14 protein-coding genes are annotated in these 17,255 nt (G+C 62.0%); 9 read left to right on the top strand and 5 right to left on the bottom strand.

The features are described 5' to 3' along the window. Positions 1-128: 128 nt before the first annotated feature. Positions 129-2,354 carry an NADP-dependent isocitrate dehydrogenase gene (locus ACF8Q6_RS13105; RefSeq protein ID WP_014755961.1) on the bottom strand — a complete coding sequence of 742 codons (2,226 nt, stop codon included), beginning with the start codon at positions 2,352-2,354 and terminating at the stop codon, positions 129-131. Between the two features lie 414 nt (positions 2,355-2,768). Here ACF8Q6_RS13105 and icd point away from each other — a divergent pair, with 414 nt between their 5' ends. After that, on the top strand, positions 2,769-4,025 hold the full coding sequence (icd, locus tag ACF8Q6_RS13110) for an NADP-dependent isocitrate dehydrogenase (RefSeq protein ID WP_161775001.1): 1,257 nt from the start codon (positions 2,769-2,771) through the stop codon (positions 4,023-4,025). A 71-nt stretch (positions 4,026-4,096) separates the two neighbouring features. Here icd and cspD read toward each other — a convergent pair whose 3' ends face one another. Next, positions 4,097-4,363, bottom strand: coding sequence for a cold shock domain-containing protein CspD (cspD, locus tag ACF8Q6_RS13115; protein WP_012051825.1), 267 nt, complete (start codon positions 4,361-4,363; stop codon positions 4,097-4,099). Between the two features lie 230 nt (positions 4,364-4,593). Here cspD and clpS point away from each other — a divergent pair, with 230 nt between their 5' ends. Further along, positions 4,594-4,956 carry an ATP-dependent Clp protease adapter ClpS gene (clpS, locus tag ACF8Q6_RS13120; RefSeq protein WP_003251220.1) on the top strand — a complete coding sequence of 121 codons (363 nt, stop codon included), beginning with the start codon at positions 4,594-4,596 and terminating at the stop codon, positions 4,954-4,956. 30 nt (positions 4,957-4,986) lie between these two features. Then, complete coding sequence (gene clpA, locus ACF8Q6_RS13125) at positions 4,987-7,257, top strand: ATP-dependent Clp protease ATP-binding subunit ClpA (protein WP_064491929.1); 2,271 nt, start codon at positions 4,987-4,989, stop codon at positions 7,255-7,257. 86 nt (positions 7,258-7,343) lie between these two features. On the opposite strand, the gene infA is transcribed toward clpA, so the two are convergent. The 3 genes from infA to aat form a co-directional block, all read right to left on the bottom strand. Continuing rightward, complete coding sequence (infA, locus tag ACF8Q6_RS13130; RefSeq protein ID WP_002553999.1) at positions 7,344-7,562, bottom strand: translation initiation factor IF-1; 219 nt, start codon at positions 7,560-7,562, stop codon at positions 7,344-7,346. Between the two features lie 101 nt (positions 7,563-7,663). Next, a complete protein-coding gene (locus ACF8Q6_RS13135; RefSeq protein WP_003251215.1) occupies positions 7,664-8,371 on the bottom strand; it encodes an arginyltransferase in 708 nt (235 codons plus the stop codon). A gap of 56 nt (positions 8,372-8,427) precedes the next feature. Then, positions 8,428-9,108 carry a leucyl/phenylalanyl-tRNA--protein transferase gene (gene aat, locus ACF8Q6_RS13140; protein ID WP_003251213.1) on the bottom strand — a complete coding sequence of 227 codons (681 nt, stop codon included), beginning with the start codon at positions 9,106-9,108 and terminating at the stop codon, positions 8,428-8,430. A 407-nt stretch (positions 9,109-9,515) separates the two neighbouring features. Here aat and ACF8Q6_RS13145 point away from each other — a divergent pair, with 407 nt between their 5' ends. From ACF8Q6_RS13145 to cysG, 6 genes are all read left to right on the top strand, one after another. Then, positions 9,516-12,014, top strand: coding sequence for a DNA translocase FtsK (locus ACF8Q6_RS13145; RefSeq protein ID WP_167398634.1), 2,499 nt, complete (start codon positions 9,516-9,518; stop codon positions 12,012-12,014). Between the two features lie 62 nt (positions 12,015-12,076). Next, complete coding sequence (gene lolA, locus ACF8Q6_RS13150; RefSeq protein WP_003251209.1) at positions 12,077-12,700, top strand: outer membrane lipoprotein chaperone LolA; 624 nt, start codon at positions 12,077-12,079, stop codon at positions 12,698-12,700. Between the two features lie 12 nt (positions 12,701-12,712). Next, the gene (locus ACF8Q6_RS13155; RefSeq protein ID WP_010954809.1) at positions 12,713-14,038 is read left to right on the top strand and encodes a replication-associated recombination protein A; all 1,326 of its coding nucleotides are present in this window, start codon (positions 12,713-12,715) and stop codon (positions 14,036-14,038) included. Beyond that, a complete protein-coding gene (gene crcB, locus ACF8Q6_RS13160; RefSeq protein WP_003251205.1) occupies positions 14,035-14,409 on the top strand; it encodes a fluoride efflux transporter CrcB in 375 nt (124 codons plus the stop codon). Before ACF8Q6_RS13155 ends, crcB begins: the two co-directional genes overlap by 4 nt. 30 nt (positions 14,410-14,439) lie before the next feature. Further along, positions 14,440-15,720, top strand: coding sequence for a serine--tRNA ligase (serS, locus tag ACF8Q6_RS13165; RefSeq protein WP_010954808.1), 1,281 nt, complete (start codon positions 14,440-14,442; stop codon positions 15,718-15,720). Next, a complete protein-coding gene (gene cysG, locus ACF8Q6_RS13170; protein ID WP_392492679.1) occupies positions 15,721-17,112 on the top strand; it encodes a siroheme synthase CysG in 1,392 nt (463 codons plus the stop codon). The last annotated feature ends 143 nt before the right edge of the window (positions 17,113-17,255 follow it).

Here is a 17,255-nt window from a genome sequence, read left to right on the forward strand (position 1 = left end):
GTCTCACAAACTGCACCTCTCCTGTAGGAGCGGGCTTGCCCGCGAAGGGCCGCAGAGCGGCCCCATTTTCCCAGAAAGCACAAACCCCGGTGCGTGGCCGGGGTTTGTGCTGTTACTTCAAGCGAACCTTACAGGGCAGCGATGGCGCTGTTCAGGGTCTGGCTTGGGCGCATCACCTTGGCGGTCAACTCGGCATCCGGGGCGTAGTAGCCGCCGATGTCGGCTGGCTTGCCCTGAACGGCGTTGAGCTCGGCGACGATGGTCGCTTCGTTCTCGGCCAGGGTTTTTGCCAGTGGTGCGAAGCGTGCCTGCAGGGCAGCGTCGTCCGTCTGAGCAGCCAGGGCTTCGGCCCAGTACAGGGTCAGGTAGAAGTGGCTGCCGCGGTTGTCGATACCGCCGACTTTGCGCGACGGCGACTTGTTGGTGTCGAGGAACTTGCCGGTAGCCTGGTCCAGGGTGTTGGCCAGAACCTTGGCGCGCGGGTTGTCGTAGGTGTTGCCCAGGTGCTCCAGGGAAGCGGCCAGGGCCAGGAATTCACCCAGCGAGTCCCAACGCAGGAAGTTCTCTTCAACCAGCTGTTGCACGTGCTTCGGAGCCGAGCCGCCGGCGCCGGTTTCGAACAGGCCACCGCCGTTCATCAGCGGCACGATCGACAGCATCTTGGCGCTGGTGCCCAGTTCCATGATCGGGAACAGGTCGGTCAGGTAGTCACGCAGCACGTTGCCGGTCACCGAGATGGTGTCCTTGCCTTCGCGGATGCGGGCCAGGGAGAACTTGATCGCGTCGACCGGCGCCAGGATGCGGATGTCCAGGCCGGTGGTGTCGTGATCCTTCAGGTACTTCTGCACTTTCTCGATCATGACGCCGTCGTGGGCGCGAGCCGGGTCCAGCCAGAACACCGCCGGGGTGTTGCTCAGGCGGGCACGGTTGACGGCCAGCTTGACCCAGTCCTGGATCGGCGCGTCCTTGGTCTGGCACATACGGAAGATGTCACCGGCTTCGACGTTCTGCTCCAGCACGACGTTGCCCTTGCCATCGACTACGCGAACCACGCCATCAGCCTTGATCTGGAAGGTCTTGTCGTGGGAGCCATACTCTTCGGCTTTCTGCGCCATCAGGCCAACGTTCGGTACGCTGCCCATGGTGGTTGGATCGAAGGCTCCATTGACCTTGCAGTCTTCAATGGTGGCCTGGTAGATGCCGGCGTAGCAGCGGTCCGGGATCACGGCCTTGGCGTCTTGCAGTTCGCCTGCGGTGTTCCACATCTTGCCCGAGTCACGGATCATGGCCGGCATCGAGGCGTCGACGATCACGTCGCTCGGCACGTGCAGGTTGGTGATGCCTTTGTCGGAGTTGACCATGGCCAGGGCCGGGCGCTCTGCGTACAGGGCCTGGATATCGGCTTCGATCTCGGCCTGCTTGTCGGCTGGCAGGTCCTTGATGCGGGCGTACAGGTCGCCGATACCGTTGTTGGCGTTGAAGCCTACTTCGGCCAGGGCAGCGGCGTGCTTGGTCAGCACGTCGTTGTAGAATTCTTCGACGATGACGCCGAACATGATCGGGTCGGAGACCTTCATCATGGTGGCTTTCAGGTGCACCGACAGCAGCACGCCAGCGGCCTTGGCATCGGCGATCTGCTCGGCGATGAAGGCTTTCAGGGCCTTGCGGCTCATGGTGGCGCAGTCGATGACTTCAGCGGCTTTGACGGCGGTTTTTTCTTTCAGCACGGTGGTGCTGCCGTCTTTGCCGACCAGCTCGATGCGCAGGCTGTCGTCAGCTTCGATCAGCGCGGCTTTTTCGCTGCCGTAGAAGTCGCCCTGGGTCATGTGGGCAACGTGCGACTTGGAGTCGGCGGCCCAGGCACCCATCTTGTGTGGGTGCTTGCGGGCGTAGTTCTTGACCGACAGCGGCGCGCGGCGGTCGGAGTTGCCTTCGCGCAGCACCGGGTTCACGGCGGAACCCTTGATGCGGTCGTAGCGGGCACGGGATTCTTTTTCTTCCGCGGTGGCCGGCTCGTCGGCGTAGTCAGGGATGTTGAAGCCCTTGCCTTGCAGTTCCTTGATCGCGGCTTTGAGCTGCGGTACCGAGGCGCTGATGTTTGGCAGCTTGATGATGTTGGCTTCAGGGGTGGTAGCCAGCTGGCCCAGTTCCGCCAGGTGATCGCCTACTTGCTTCTCTGCGCCCAGTTGCTCCGGGAAGGCGGCAAGGATACGGCCAGCCAGGGAGATGTCGCGAGTTTCGACAGCGATGTCAGCCGAAGCGGTGAACGCTTCGATGATCGGCAGCAGCGAGTAAGTGGCGAGGGCGGGGGCTTCGTCGGTGAAGGTATAGATGATCTTGGAACGGGTGGGCATGCGGGTTAACTCTCTGTGTGCTGAGCGTGCTCGAGTCTCGTGGTGCGCAGGGTAGGCGCATCGCCCTGGCAGCGCCATGAGCGGAAAGTCGAGAGGCTGCGAGCGGTGATGGTGGATGCATCAGTCGAGCGTCAAGTGCTGAGCTGCGGTAACAACCCAGGCTTTATGGCCATTCATGGCCTAGGGCGGTCCGCATTTTCCTGGGATTCGCCCCGATGACCCTTCGGTCGCGGCGGAGTATACCAAACCATTCGGGCTAATCAGCAAGGCCAAGTGATATCGGCCCATTTATAAGACCAAAGACTAAGCGGCAATGCGGCGGGTTGTCGCATGCCTTGCAGGTCGGCAGATGTGGTTTAGGCTCAGTGGATCGCACGATGTCCAAACCACACCCGACAGCGGAGTAGTGCAAGCATGGGATACCAGAAAATCAAGGTTCCGACCGACGGCACCAAAATTACCGTCAATGCAGACCATTCGCTTAACGTGCCTGATCATCCGATCATTCCTTACATCGAAGGCGACGGGATCGGCGTTGATGTCTCGCCGGTGATGATCAAGGTGGTCGATGCCGCCGTGGAGAAGGCCTACGGCGGCAAGCGCAAGATTGCCTGGATGGAGGTGTACGCTGGCGAGAAAGCCACCCAGGTGTATGACCAGGATACCTGGCTGCCGCAGGAAACCCTCGATGCCGTGCGTGATTACGTGGTATCGATCAAGGGCCCGCTGACCACACCGGTCGGTGGCGGCATCCGCTCGCTCAACGTAGCCCTGCGCCAGCAACTGGACCTGTATGTGTGCCTGCGGCCGGTGCTGTGGTTCCAGGGTGTGCCGAGCCCGGTGAAAAAGCCGGGCGACGTCGACATGGTGATCTTCCGCGAGAACTCCGAAGACATCTATGCCGGCATCGAGTGGAAGGCCGGCTCGCCCGAGGCGAACAAGGTGATCAAGTTTCTCAAGGAGGAAATGGGGGTCACCAAGATCCGCTTCGACCAGGATTGCGGTATCGGCGTCAAGCCGGTGTCGAAGGAAGGTACCAAGCGTCTGGTGCGCAAGGCCCTGCAATATGTGGTGGATAACGACCGCGAATCACTGACCCTGGTGCACAAGGGCAACATCATGAAATTCACCGAGGGTGCCTTCAAGGACTGGGGGTACGAGGTGGCGCGTGACGAGTTCGGCGCTGAGCTGCTCGATGGCGGCCCTTGGATGAAGTTCAAGAACCCCAAGACCGGTCGCGAGGTCATCGTCAAGGACGCCATCGCCGACGCCATGCTGCAGCAGATCCTGCTGCGCCCGGCCGAGTACGACGTGATCGCCACCCTCAACCTCAACGGTGACTACCTGTCCGATGCCCTGGCGGCGGAAGTGGGCGGTATCGGCATTGCCCCGGGCGCCAACCTGTCCGACACCGTGGCTATGTTCGAGGCCACTCACGGCACGGCGCCCAAGTATGCCGGGCAGGACAAGGTCAACCCGGGCTCGGTGATCCTCTCGGCAGAGATGATGCTGCGCCACATGGGTTGGACCGAAGCCGCCGACCTGATCATCAAGGGCACCAATGGCGCCATTGCGGCCAAGACCGTGACCTACGATTTCGAGCGGTTGATGGAAGGCGCCAAGCTGGTAAGCAGCTCAGGCTTTGGCGATGAAATGATCAAACACATGTAAGGCAACAGAAAACCGGCCGTCTCCTGTAAAGAGGCGGCCGGTTTTTTCGTCTATCGGCACAGCGCAGGCAGTCAGGCTTTTGCAGTTTCGCTTTGCGGCTCACCCACGGGTCTGGCAGCCTCTGCCGCGGCGGCCGCAGCATCTTTGATTTCAACGGCGTGCAAGCCTTTGGGGCCCTGGACGATGTCGAATACCACGGCCTGGCCAGCCTTCAGGGTCTTGTATCCGTCCATTCGGATGGCGGAATAATGGGCGAACAGGTCATCGGATTTACCTTCCTCATTGATGAATCCATAGCCCTTGGCATTGTTGAACCACTTGACTTTACCGCTTGCCATCCCTATGTCCCTCTGCAAAGGACTCCATCACTGGAGTATCATCCACTTCATCCGCATACGAACCTTGCGAAAAATCTGGTTGACTGCGCGGATCTTTATCGACCACGGTGGGTTCTTATTGGTTGTAACACCGTTTTGCCGATAGTCAAGGTCACGCGGCGCCTGCGCTGGCGGTGGCCTGTGCAGTCAACCTGCAACCTTAACCTGACGCTCATGATGAAATTCTTTCCATGCATGCACCTAGTGAGATTCGACTAACATTCAATCAGGATCGCCCGCAATCGAATGAGGACGACGGCTCAGGTCTTGCAGTTCAGGAAGCCAAGCCGATCCTGCAGGCGCCACCGATGTACAAGGTGGTTTTGTTCAACGATGACTACACACCAATGGATTTCGTCGTCGAAGTGCTCGAGACGTTCTTCAGTCTGAACCGCGAGCTGGCGACCAAGATCATGCTGACCGTCCATACCGAGGGGCGGGCAGTGTGCGGATTGTTTACCCGTGACATCGCCGAAACAAAGGCCATGCAGGTCAACCAATACGCCAGGGAAAGCCAGCATCCGCTACTCTGTGAAATCGAGAAGGACGGTTAATCGCCGACCACTTGGGTATGAGGTGAAGCTATGTTAAACCGCGAGCTCGAAGTCACCCTCAATCTTGCCTTCAAGGAGGCCCGTTCGAAGCGTCATGAGTTCATGACCGTCGAGCATCTGCTGCTGGCACTCCTTGACAATGAGGCTGCCGCGACCGTTCTGCGCGCCTGTGGCGCCAATCTCGACAAGCTCAAGCATGACCTGCAAGAGTTCATCGACTCCACCACGCCGTTGATCCCTGTCAACGACGAAGACCGTGAAACCCAGCCGACCCTGGGCTTCCAGCGCGTGCTGCAGCGTGCCGTGTTCCACGTGCAAAGCTCTGGCAAGCGCGAAGTGACCGGCGCCAACGTGCTGGTGGCGATCTTCAGCGAACAGGAAAGCCAGGCCGTGTTCCTGCTCAAGCAGCAGAGCGTGGCCCGTATCGATGTGGTCAACTACATCGCCCATGGCATCTCCAAGGTGCCAGGGCATGGTGCGCAATCTGAAAGCGACCAGGACATGCAGGACGAAGAGGGCGGTGAAACCTCCTCTTCGAGCAACCCGCTGGACGCCTACGCCAGTAACCTGAACGAGCTGGCCCGTGCCGGCCGTATCGACCCGCTGGTCGGTCGCGAGCAGGAAGTGGAACGCGTGGCCCAAATCCTGGCCCGTCGGCGCAAGAACAACCCGCTGCTGGTGGGTGAGGCTGGCGTGGGCAAGACGGCCATCGCCGAAGGCCTGGCCAAGCGCATCGTCGATGGTCAGGTGCCTGACCTGCTGGCACAGAGCGTGGTGTACTCCCTCGATCTGGGCGCCTTGCTGGCCGGTACCAAATACCGTGGTGACTTCGAGAAGCGCTTCAAGGCCCTGCTCGGTGAGCTGCGCAAGCGTCCGCAGGCCATCCTGTTCATCGACGAAATTCACACCATCATCGGTGCCGGTGCGGCGTCGGGCGGGGTGATGGATGCCTCCAACCTGCTCAAGCCGCTGCTGTCGTCGGGTGAAATCCGCTGCATCGGTTCGACCACGTTCCAGGAGTTTCGCGGCATCTTCGAGAAGGACCGTGCCCTGGCGCGTCGCTTCCAGAAGGTGGACGTCAGCGAGCCATCGGTCGAAGACACCGTGGGCATTCTGCGCGGCCTGAAAGGGCGTTTCGAAAGCCACCACAACATCGAGTACAGCGACGAAGCCCTGCGCGCCGCCGCCGAACTGGCTTCGCGCTACATCAACGACCGGCACATGCCTGACAAGGCCATCGATGTGATCGACGAGGCTGGGGCCTACCAGCGCCTGCAGCCAGAGGCCAGTCGCGTCAAGCGCATTGATGTGCCGCAAGTGGAGGACATCGTCGCCAAGATTGCGCGGATTCCGCCAAAGCACGTCACCAGTTCCGACAAGGAGCTGCTGCGTAACCTTGAGCGCGACCTGAAACTGACCGTGTTTGGCCAGGACCAGGCAATCGACTCGCTGGCCACCGCGATCAAGCTGTCCCGTGCAGGCCTCAAGTCGCCAGACAAGCCGGTGGGTTCGTTCCTGTTCGCTGGCCCTACCGGCGTCGGCAAGACCGAAGCGGCGCGGCAGCTGGCCAAGGCGCTGGGTGTGGAGTTGGTGCGTTTCGACATGTCTGAGTACATGGAGCGCCACACCGTGTCGCGTTTGATTGGTGCGCCGCCGGGTTATGTTGGTTTCGACCAGGGTGGCTTGTTGACCGAGGCGATCACCAAACAGCCGCACTGCGTATTGTTGCTCGACGAAATCGAGAAGGCCCACCCGGAAGTCTTCAATCTGCTGCTGCAGGTGATGGATCACGGTACGCTGACTGACAACAACGGGCGCAAGGCCGACTTCCGTAACGTGATCCTGATCATGACCACCAACGCCGGTGCAGAAACCGCGGCGCGGGCGTCGATCGGCTTCACTCATCAGGACCACGCGTCCGATGCCATGGAAGTGATCCGCAAGAGCTTCACGCCAGAGTTCCGCAACCGTCTGGATACCATCATCCAGTTTGGCCGCCTGAGCACGGAGACGATCAAAAGCATCGTCGACAAGTTCCTTATCGAGTTGCAGGCGCAACTGGAAGACAAGCGTGTGCTGCTGGAAGTCAGCGATGAGGCGCGCGGTTGGCTGGCGGTTTCGGGCTATGACGTGCAGATGGGCGCGCGGCCAATGGCGCGGCTGATCCAGGACAAGATCAAGCGGCCGCTGGCCGAGGAGATCCTGTTTGGCGAGCTGGCCGAGCATGGTGGCGTGGTGCATGTCGACCTGCGCGATGGCGAACTGGTGTTCGACTTCGAAACCACCGCTGAGGTCGCGTGATGTGCAGGGGCTGCCTTGCAGCCCCTTGCAATTTCGTAAGACACAAAAAAGCCCGGCACGTGGCCGGGCTTTTTCATGGCTTGAGTTTAGCGCGCACGGTAGGTGATGCGGCCCTTGCTCAGGTCGTACGGCGTCAGTTCGACGCGGACCTTGTCGCCAGTGAGAATACGGATGTAGTTCTTGCGCATCTTTCCGGAGATGTGCGCGGTTACGACGTGCCCGTTTTCCAACTCCACGCGGAACATGGTGTTGGGCAGGGTGTCGACGACAGTACCTTCCATTTCGAAGCTGTCTTCTTTCGACATGCAGTTGAGCCCTCGGATCCAGTGTTAGCCCGACGCATATCCGCACCGGGCAAAAAAGTGGCGTGGATTATGCCGGAAAACTGCGTGTCAAGCCAATGCTTTCAGTTGAGGGTGACCCAGCGCTGGTTTATCAGCAGCTCGATTGGTCGGTACTGCGTCTTGTAGTTCATCTTCTTGCAGTTCTTGATCCAGTAGCCTAGGTAAACCGCCTCCAGGTTCTGGCGCAGCGCTTCGGTGATCTGCCAGAGAATGGCGAAACGGCCAAGGCTGCGGCGCTCCTCGTCCGGCTCGTAGAAGGTGTATACCGCTGACAGGCCATTGGGCAGCAGGTCGCACACTGCCACCGCCATCAACCGGCCTTCCAGGCGAAATTCGTAGAACCAGCAGAACGGCAGGTCGCGTACCAGGAAGGTGGAAAACTGATCGCGGCTGGGCGGGTACATGTCGCCATCGGCGTGGCGCGTTTCGATATAGCGCCGGTACAGCTCGAAGTACTCTTCCTTGAACGCCGGGCGCGCTGCGGTTACGGTCAGGTCGGCGTTACGTTTGAGTATGCGACGCTGCTGGCGGTTGGGGATGAAGCGCGCCGCCGGGATGCGCGCCGGCACGCAGGCGTTGCAGTTCTGGCAGTGTGGGCGGTACAGGTGGTCGCCACTGCGGCGAAAGCCCATTTCCGACAAATCGGCGTACACGTGCACGTCCATCGGCTGGCTGGGGTCGAGGAACAGCGTGGTCGCCTGCTCCTCCGGCAGGTAGCTGCAGGAGTGGGGCTGAGTGGCATAGAACTTCAACCGCGCCAACTCTGTCATGATCAACCCCTTCGGTGAGACGTTGTTTTAAGTGTAAGCCAGCTACGGGAACTCGCCTAGGCAACCCATGAAGCACTGTTGGGTTGGTCAAGGTGGCGTGCCAGGTAGCTGGCGAACTCGGCACGGCTGATGGCGTGGGCGCCCAGGCTATGCAGGTGATTGGTCGGCATCTGGCAGTCGATAAGCACGAAGCCGGCGTCTCGCAGGTGGTTGACCAAGGTCACGAAGCCGACCTTGGAGGCGTTGTCGGCGCGGCTGAACATCGATTCGCCAAAGAACAGCTGGCCCATGGCGAGGCCGTACAGGCCCCCGACCAGTTCGCCGTCCTGGCGAACTTCGACCGAATGGGCGATGCCACGGCGGTGCAGTTCGCAGTAGGCGTTGCGCATGGTGTCGGTGATCCAGGTACCGTCAGCGTAGTCGCGAGGCGCGGCGCAGGCGGCGATCACGGCCGGGAAGTCGGTGTCGAAGCTGACCTGGTAGCGGCCTTGGCGCATCAGCTTGGCCAGCGAGCGTGACACATGTAGTTGGTCAGGCAACAACACCGTGCGCGGGTCGGGTGACCACCACAGGATCGGTTGGCCGTCCTGGTACCACGGGAAGCAGCCATGGCGATACGCCTGCACCAGGCGCTCGGGGCTCAGGTCACCGCCGGCGGCCAGTAGGCCGTTGGGGTCGTGCAGCGCCTTTTCCAGGGGCGGGAAGGTCAGCGAGTCGCGGGTCAGCCAGGTGAGCATGGTCTATCGTGCGGTGGGGGAGGGGAGAGGGCAGCATGGCTTGGGTCAAAAGCGGGGTCAATCTCTTTGGGTGCCTCAAAGCCTGCGCGGTAATCTGCACAAGCTACCCCCTACAGGGAGGTGAGGCCGTTTTGCGGCAATTCAGGGCAATTTCCTACACATTCATCAAACCGCAGGCACCATCCGCTACATTTGCTGTCGCACCTGTGCAAAAACACAGCATAAGCCTTTGTCACAAAAGAAAATGCATGCTCAAATTGCAGCTATATGAATTCGCCCCCGGCCAAACCCCCATACGGCGTGCCGCCATGGCGGCTGGCGGGCAGTAATGTTAAAAGTAGTGGTTCGTTGGTCGCGCAGCGGCCGATCACTATTGGACGCGCACCACGCGCAGGAATAGACGCGTTTTGAAGAAATCCACCGCAACTCCAGCTCCATTGCCTGTGCCACTGTGGCGGCAGCAGCTGCATTATCGCCTCAAGGAAGGTGCGTTGATCGCTGTCGGCGCGCTGTGCCTGTACCTGTGGATGGCGCTGCTGACCTACGATACGTCGGACCCGGGCTTCAGCCACACCAGCAACGTCGACCAGGTGCAGAATGCGGCCGGGCGTGCCGGTGCCTACTTCGCCGACATCCTGTTCATGGTGCTGGGTTACTTCGCCTATATTTTCCCGCTGCTGCTGGCGGTCAAGACCTGGCAGATTTTCCGCGAACGCCACCAGCCGTGGGATTGGAGCGGCTGGCTGTTCTCCTGGCGGCTGATTGGCCTGGTGTTCCTGGTGCTGTCGGGGGCAGCGCTGGCGCATATCCACTTCCACCCGCCCGCCAGCCTGCCGTTCTCCGCCGGTGGTGCACTGGGCGAAAGCCTGGGCGACCTGGCGCGCAACCTGCTGAACGTGCAGGGCAGCACGCTGATGTTCATTGCCCTGTTCCTGTTCGGCCTGACCGTCTTCACCGACCTGTCGTGGTTCAAGGTGATGGACCTGACCGGCAAGATCACCCTCGACCTGTTCGAACTGGTGCAGGGGGCTGCCACCCGCTGGTGGGAAGCGCGCAACGAGCGCAAGCGCCTCGAGGCACAGCTGCGCGAGGATGAACCGGTGTTCAAGGCCGCGCCGATGGCTGCCGAGAAACGCGAGCCGGCCAAACCGTCACTGCGCGAGCGCATCCTCAAGCGTGAAGAGCCACCCGCTCAGCCGGTCGAGCCACGTGAGCCAACCCTTGCACGCGAACCGATTGTGCCGCCACGTGAAACGGCGCCTGAGGCATTGGCGCCGCGTGAAACCGTGGTGCCCCGTCAGCAGCACGCAGCGCCCACCATTGTGCCGCCGTCAGCCGCCAAGGCGCCGGAGCCGAGCAAGCGGGCGATGAAGGAAAAGCAGGCGCCGCTGTTTGTCGACAGCGCCGTGGAAGGCACCTTGCCCTCGATTTCCATCCTCGACCCGGCCGAACAGAAAAAGATCGAGTATTCGCCAGAATCCCTGGCCGGCGTCGGTCAGTTGCTGGAAATCAAGCTCAAGGAGTTCGGTGTGGAAGTGGCGGTGGATTCCATCCACCCCGGCCCGGTGATTACCCGTTATGAAATCCAGCCGGCCGCCGGCGTGAAGGTCAGCCGCATCGCCAACCTGGCCAAGGACCTGGCGCGTTCGCTGGCCGTGACCAGTGTGCGAGTGGTTGAGGTCATCCCTGGCAAGACCACGGTAGGTATCGAGATACCCAACGAAAACCGCCAGATGGTGCGCTTCTCCGAAGTGCTGGCCACGCCGCAGTACGACGAGCAGAAATCGCCCGTCACGCTGGCGCTGGGCCACGACATTGGCGGCAAGCCGGTGATCACCGACCTGGCCAAGATGCCGCACCTGTTGGTGGCCGGTACTACCGGCTCCGGTAAGTCGGTGGGTGTGAACGCGATGATTTTGTCGATCCTGTTCAAGTCCAGCCCGGAAGACGCGCGGCTGATCATGATCGACCCGAAAATGCTTGAACTGTCGATCTACGAAGGCATCCCGCACTTATTGTGCCCGGTGGTGACCGACATGAAGGACGCCGCCAACGCCCTGCGCTGGAGCGTTGCCGAAATGGAGCGGCGCTACAAACTGATGGCGGCCATGGGCGTGCGTAACCTGGCCGGTTTCAACCGCAAGATCAAGGACGCCCAGGAAGCGGGCGAAATCATCCATGACCCGCTGTATCGCCGTGAGAGCATGGACGATGAGCCGCCTGCGCTGAAAACCCTTCCCACCATCGTGGTGGTGGTGGACGAATTCGCCGACATGATGATGATCGTCGGCAAGAAGGTCGAAGAGCTGATCGCCCGTATCGCGCAGAAGGCACGGGCGGCCGGTATTCACCTGATCCTCGCCACCCAGCGCCCGTCGGTGGACGTGATCACCGGCCTGATCAAGGCCAACATCCCGACCCGTATGGCGTTCCAGGTGTCGAGCAAGATCGACTCGCGTACCATCATCGACCAGGGCGGTGCCGAACAGCTGCTGGGCCATGGCGACATGCTGTACATGCCGCCGGGCACCAGCCTGCCGATCCGGGTGCACGGCGCATTCGTGTCCGACGACGAAGTGCACCGCACGGTCGAGGCGTGGAAGCTGCGTGGCGCCCCGGATTACAACGACGACATCCTCAACGGCGTCGAAGAAGCCGGTAGCGGCTTTGATGGCGGCGGCGGTGGCGAGGGTGACGATGCCGAAACCGACGCCCTGTATGATGAGGCGGTGCAATTCGTGCTCGAGAGCCGTCGCGCCTCCATTTCTGCCGTGCAACGCAAGCTGAAGATCGGCTACAACCGTGCCGCGCGCATGATCGAGTCGATGGAGATGGCCGGCGTTGTCACCCCGATGAACAGCAACGGCTCGCGGGAAGTGATAGCCCCGGGCGGCCCGCGCGACTGATGAACACCCTGCCGGGTGCCAACGGTGGCGCCCGGCCTTTTCAACGCTCAATGAGGATTCCCATGCGCGCGATTCGCATGCTGTTGGTTTCTGCCCTTACCTTGGGCTCGGTTACTGCTTATGCCGGTGAGCAAGACGTACAACGCCTGACCCAGTTGCTGGAAAAGTCGCAGACCATCGAGGCCAACTTCTCCCAGCTGACCCTGGGCGCCGATGGCACCAGCCTGCAGGAAACCTCGGGCAAGATGACGGTCAAGCGCCCCGGCCTGTTCTACTGGCACACCGATGCACCGCAGGAGCAGGTGGTGGTGTCGGACGGCAAGAACGTCACCCTGTGGGACCCGGACCTGGAGCAGGCCACCATCAAGAAGCTCGACGTGCGCCTGAACCAGACCCCGGCGCTGCTGCTGTCGGGTGATGTGTCGAAGATCAGCCAGAGCTTCGACATCGCCTCGAAGGAGCAGGGTGAAGTGATGGACTTCACCCTCAAGCCAAAGACCAAGGACACGTTGTTCGACTCGCTGCGCGTGTCGTTCCGCAAAGGCCTGATCAATGACATGCAGCTGATCGACAGCGTCGGCCAGCGCACCAACATCCTGTTCAATGGCGTCAAGGCCAACCAGGCGGTGCCGGACAGCAAGTTCAAGTTCGACATCCCCAAAGGCGCGGACGTGATCAAGGAGTAACCAGAGCTCGCCATGGACCTGTTTCGAAGCGAACCTGTCGCCCAGCCCCTGGCCGCCCGTCTGCGCCCGTCCAGCCTGGATGAGTACGTCGGCCAGGAGCACCTGCTGGCGCGCGGTAAACCGCTGCGCGAAGCGCTGGAACAAGGTGCGCTGCACTCGATGATCTTCTGGGGGCCGCCCGGGGTCGGCAAAACCACGCTGGCGCGGTTGCTGGCGCAGTTCTGTGATGCGCACTTCGAAACGGTGTCGGCGGTGCTGGCCGGGGTGAAAGAGATCCGCCAGGCGGTGGAGGTCGCCAAACAGCAGGCTGGCCAATATGGCCGTCGCACCATCCTGTTCGTTGACGAGGTGCACCGCTTCAACAAGTCGCAGCAGGACGCTTTTTTGCCCTATGTCGAGGACGGCACCCTGCTGTTCATCGGTGCCACCACCGAAAACCCGTCGTTCGAGCTGAACAACGCGCTGCTGTCGCGGGCGCGGGTGTATGTGCTCAAGAGCCTGGACGAAGCGGCCCTGCGCAAGCTGGTCAACCGTGCGCTGACGGAAGAGCGTGGCCTGGGCAAGCGCAACCTGCGGGTGGGTGACGACGCCTTCAAGATGCTGATGGCCGCCGCCGACGGCGATGGCCGGCGCATGCTCAACTTCCTTGAGAACGCCTCGGACCTGGCTGAAGACGGCAGCGAGATCGACGTCGAGATGCTACAGAGCCTGCTGGGTGACAGTCGCCGCCGCTTCGACAAGGGTGGCGAGGCGTTTTACGACCAGATATCCGCACTGCACAAGTCGGTGCGCGGCTCCAACCCCGATGGCGCCCTGTACTGGTTTGCACGCATGCTCGACGGCGGCTGCGATCCGTTGTACATCGCCCGCCGCGTGGTGCGCATGGCCAGCGAGGACATCGGCAACGCCGACCCGCGTGCGCTTAGCCTGTGCCTGGCAGCCTGGGATGTGCAGGAGCGCCTTGGCAGCCCCGAGGGCGAGTTGGCGGTGGCACAGGCCATCACCTACCTGGCCTGTGCACCCAAGAGCAACGCGGTGTACGTGGGGTTCAAGACCGCCCTGCGTGAAGCGGCCGAGCATGGTTCGCTGGAGGTGCCGTTGCACCTGCGCAATGCCCCGACCAAGCTGATGAAGCAGTTGGGCTATGGCGACGAGTACCGCTATGCACACGATGAACCTGACGCCTACGCCGCTGGTGAGGATTACTTCCCCGACGAGCTGGAACCGCGCCAGTACTATCAGCCGGTGCCCCGTGGCCTGGAACTGAAAATTGGCGAGAAGCTGCGCCATCTGGCCGACCTCGACCGCAACAGCCCCCGCCAGCGGAGAAAACCGTGATTGCACTCATCGCCGCGGTCAGCGCGGGTGGTATTGCTGGCACCTTGTTGCGCTTTGCTACCACCAACTGGGTAGCGGCCCACTGGCCACGGCACTTCTATGCCGGTACGCTGGCGGTCAATCTGGTTGGCTGTCTGCTGATCGGCTTGCTCTATGGCTTGTTCTTGCACAAGCCGCTGGCGCCGGTCGAATTGCGCGCCGGCCTGATTGTCGGCTTCCTCGGTGGCCTGACGACCTTTTCCTCCTTCTCGCTCGATACCGTGCGCCTGATGGAAAGCGGGCAAGTGCCCCTTGCCTTGGGCTATACCAGTATCAGCGTAGTGGGCGGGCTGCTCGCAACCTGGGCTGGCCTGTCCCTGACCCGATTCTGAACCAACACCTACACATAACGAGAGAACGATATGCTCGATTCCAAACTGTTACGCGGCCAACTTCAGGAAGTGGCGGATCGCCTGGCCTCCCGTGGCTTCAGCCTGGATGTCGCGCGCATCGAATCATTGGAAGAGCGCCGCAAGGCGGTGCAGACCCGCACCGAACAACTGCAGGCTGAGCGCAACGCCCGTTCCAAGTCCATCGGCCAGGCCAAGGCCAAGGGCGAAGACATCGCCCCGCTGATGGCGGACGTCGAGCGCATGGCCAACGAACTGGCCGCCGGCAAGGCTGAGCTGGACGCCATTCAGGCCGAGCTGGATGGCATCCTGCTGACCATCCCCAACCTGCCGGACGCCAGCGTGCCGGTCGGCGCCAGTGAAGACGACAACGTCGAAGTGCGCCGTTGGGGCACGCCGAAGGCGTTCGACTTCGAAATCAAGGACCATGTGGCCCTTGGTGAAATCAGCGGTGGCCTGGACTTCGAAGCGGCTGCCAAGCTGTCCGGCGCCCGTTTTGCTGTGCTGCGTGGTCCGGTTGCCCGTCTGCACCGCGCCCTGGCGCAGTTCATGATCAACCTGCACACCGGCGAACATGGCTACGAGGAACACTACACCCCGTACATGGTGCAGGCGCCGGCGCTGCAGGGCACTGGCCAGTTGCCGAAGTTCGAGGAAGACCTGTTCAAGATCACCCGCGAAGGCGAGGCTGACTTCTACCTGATCCCGACCGCCGAAGTGTCGCTGACCAACCTGGTGGCGGGTGAAATCCTCGACGCCAAGCAGCTGCCGCTCAAACTGGTTGCCCACACCCCTTGCTTCCGCAGCGAAGCCGGCGCTTCTGGCCGTGACACCCGCGGCATGATCCGCCAGCACCAGTTCGACAAAGTCGAGATGGTGCAGGTGGTAGAGCCGTCCAAGTCGATGGAAGCCCTGGAAGGCCTGACCGCCAACGCCGAGCGCGTGCTGCAGTTGCTTGAGTTGCCATACCGCGTGCTGGCCCTGTGCACTGGCGACATGGGCTTTGGTGCGGTGAAAACCTACGACCTGGAAGTGTGGGTGCCAAGCCAGGACAAGTACCGCGAAATCAGCTCGTGCTCCAACTGCGGCGACTTCCAGGCGCGCCGCATGCAGGCTCGCTGGCGCAACCCGGAAACCGGCAAGCCAGAGCTGGTACACACGCTCAACGGCTCCGGTCTGGCCGTAGGCCGTACCCTGGTGGCTGTGCTGGAAAACTACCAGCAGGCCGACGGTTCGATCCTGGTGCCGGAAGTGCTGAAGCCTTACATGGGCGGCGTCGAGGTCATCCGCTAAATGGATTACCTGCCGCTGTTCCACAAGCTGCAGGGCGGCCGCGTGCTGGTCGTCGGTGGCGGTGAGATCGCCTTGCGCAAGGCGCGCCTGCTGGCCGATGCCGGCGGCGTGCTGCGCGTGGTGGCGCCGGACGTCGACGGCCAGTTGGCCGCGTTGGCCCGGGAAGGTAGCGGTGAGGTGCTGGTGCGTGGCTATCAGGCAGCCGACCTGGTCGGTTGCCGGCTGGTGATCGCGGCCACCGACGACCCTGGGCTGAATGCCCAGGTGTCGGCTGATGCGCAGGCCCTTAGCGTCCCGGTCAATGTGGTGGATGCGCCAGCCCTGTGTACGGTGATCTTCCCGGCGATCGTAGACCGCTCGCCGCTGGTAATTGCGGTTTCCAGCGGCGGTGACGCCCCGGTACTGGCGCGCCTGATTCGAGCCAAGCTCGAGGCTTGGATCCCTTCGGCCTATGGTGAGTTGGCCGGGCTGGCGGCACGCTTCCGGCACAAGGTCAAATCCCTGTACCCGGACGTCAACCAGCGTCGCGGCTTCTGGGAAACCGTGTTCCAGGGGCCGATCGCCGAGCGTCAGCTGGCCGGGCAGGGTGCTGAAGCCGAACGTCTGTTGCAGGCGATGGTGGACGGCGCACCGGTGCAGCAGGGCGGTGAGGTGTACTTGGTTGGTGCAGGCCCGGGTGATCCGGACTTGCTGACTTTCCGTGCCTTGCGCCTGATGCAGCAGGCCGACGTGGTGCTGTACGACCGCCTGGTCGCACCCGCCATCATCGATATGTGTCGTCGTGATGCCGAGCGCATCTATGTAGGCAAGCGCCGCGCTGATCATTCAGTGCCGCAGGACCAGATCAACCGCCTGTTGGTCGATCTGGCTCGGCAGGGCAAGCGGGTGCTGCGCCTGAAGGGTGGCGACCCGTTCATCTTCGGCCGGGGTGGCGAAGAGATCGAAGAGCTGGCCGAGCACGGCATTCCGTTCCAGGTGGTGCCGGGCATTACGGCGGCCAGCGGCTGCTCGGCGTATGGCGGCATTCCGCTGACTCACCGCGACTATGCCCAGTCGGTGCGCTTCGTCACCGGGCACCTCAAGGATGGCACCAGCAACCTGCCATGGAATGACCTGGTGGCGCCGGCGCAGACCTTGGTGTTCTACATGGGCTTGGTGGGCTTGCCGACCATCTGTGCCGAGCTGATTCGCCACGGGCGTGCCGCGAGTACCCCGGCGGCGTTGGTGCAGCAGGGGACCACGCGTAATCAGCGCGTGTTCACCGGCACCTTGGCGGACTTGCCAGACCTGGTGGCCCAGCATGAGGTGCATGCGCCGACCCTGGTGATTGTGGGGGAAGTGGTGCAGTTGCGTGACAAGCTGGCCTGGTTCGAAGGTTCGCAGAACAGCTGAAATCGTTGGGGCCGCTTTGCGGCCCATCGCACATGCCCCAGGCATTGCAAGGTCCTTGTGGGGGCAACTGTCTTGCTCAATTTCTAAAAGCTGGCGCGATTGGTGTGGGAGCGGCCTTGCGTCGCGAAAGGGCTGCACAGCAG

It is taken from the genome of Pseudomonas sp. GLN_2 (genome assembly GCF_043106005.1).
Taxonomy (GTDB): domain Bacteria; phylum Pseudomonadota; class Gammaproteobacteria; order Pseudomonadales; family Pseudomonadaceae; genus Aquipseudomonas; species Aquipseudomonas alloputida.

Excerpts from the sequence above, each read along its gene's own strand:
- clpA (WP_064491929.1), top strand. The coding sequence starts at position 4,987 with ATGTTAAACCGCGAGCTCGAAGTCACCCTCAATCTTGCCTTCAAGGAG.
- aat (WP_003251213.1), bottom strand. The coding sequence starts at position 9,108 with ATGCTCACCTGGCTGACCCGCGACTCGCTGACCTTCCCGCCCCTGGAA.
- icd (WP_161775001.1), top strand. The coding sequence starts at position 2,769 with ATGGGATACCAGAAAATCAAGGTTCCGACCGACGGCACCAAAATTACC.
- ACF8Q6_RS13155 (WP_010954809.1), top strand. The coding sequence starts at position 12,713 with ATGGACCTGTTTCGAAGCGAACCTGTCGCCCAGCCCCTGGCCGCCCGT.
- ACF8Q6_RS13105 (WP_014755961.1), bottom strand. The coding sequence starts at position 2,354 with ATGCCCACCCGTTCCAAGATCATCTATACCTTCACCGACGAAGCCCCC.
- cspD (WP_012051825.1), bottom strand. The coding sequence starts at position 4,363 with ATGGCAAGCGGTAAAGTCAAGTGGTTCAACAATGCCAAGGGCTATGGA.
- clpS (WP_003251220.1), top strand. The coding sequence starts at position 4,594 with ATGCATGCACCTAGTGAGATTCGACTAACATTCAATCAGGATCGCCCG.
- serS (WP_010954808.1), top strand. The coding sequence starts at position 14,440 with ATGCTCGATTCCAAACTGTTACGCGGCCAACTTCAGGAAGTGGCGGAT.
- lolA (WP_003251209.1), top strand. The coding sequence starts at position 12,077 with ATGCGCGCGATTCGCATGCTGTTGGTTTCTGCCCTTACCTTGGGCTCG.
- cysG (WP_392492679.1), top strand. The coding sequence starts at position 15,721 with ATGGATTACCTGCCGCTGTTCCACAAGCTGCAGGGCGGCCGCGTGCTG.
- ACF8Q6_RS13135 (WP_003251215.1), bottom strand. The coding sequence starts at position 8,371 with ATGACAGAGTTGGCGCGGTTGAAGTTCTATGCCACTCAGCCCCACTCC.
- infA (WP_002553999.1), bottom strand. The coding sequence starts at position 7,562 with ATGTCGAAAGAAGACAGCTTCGAAATGGAAGGTACTGTCGTCGACACC.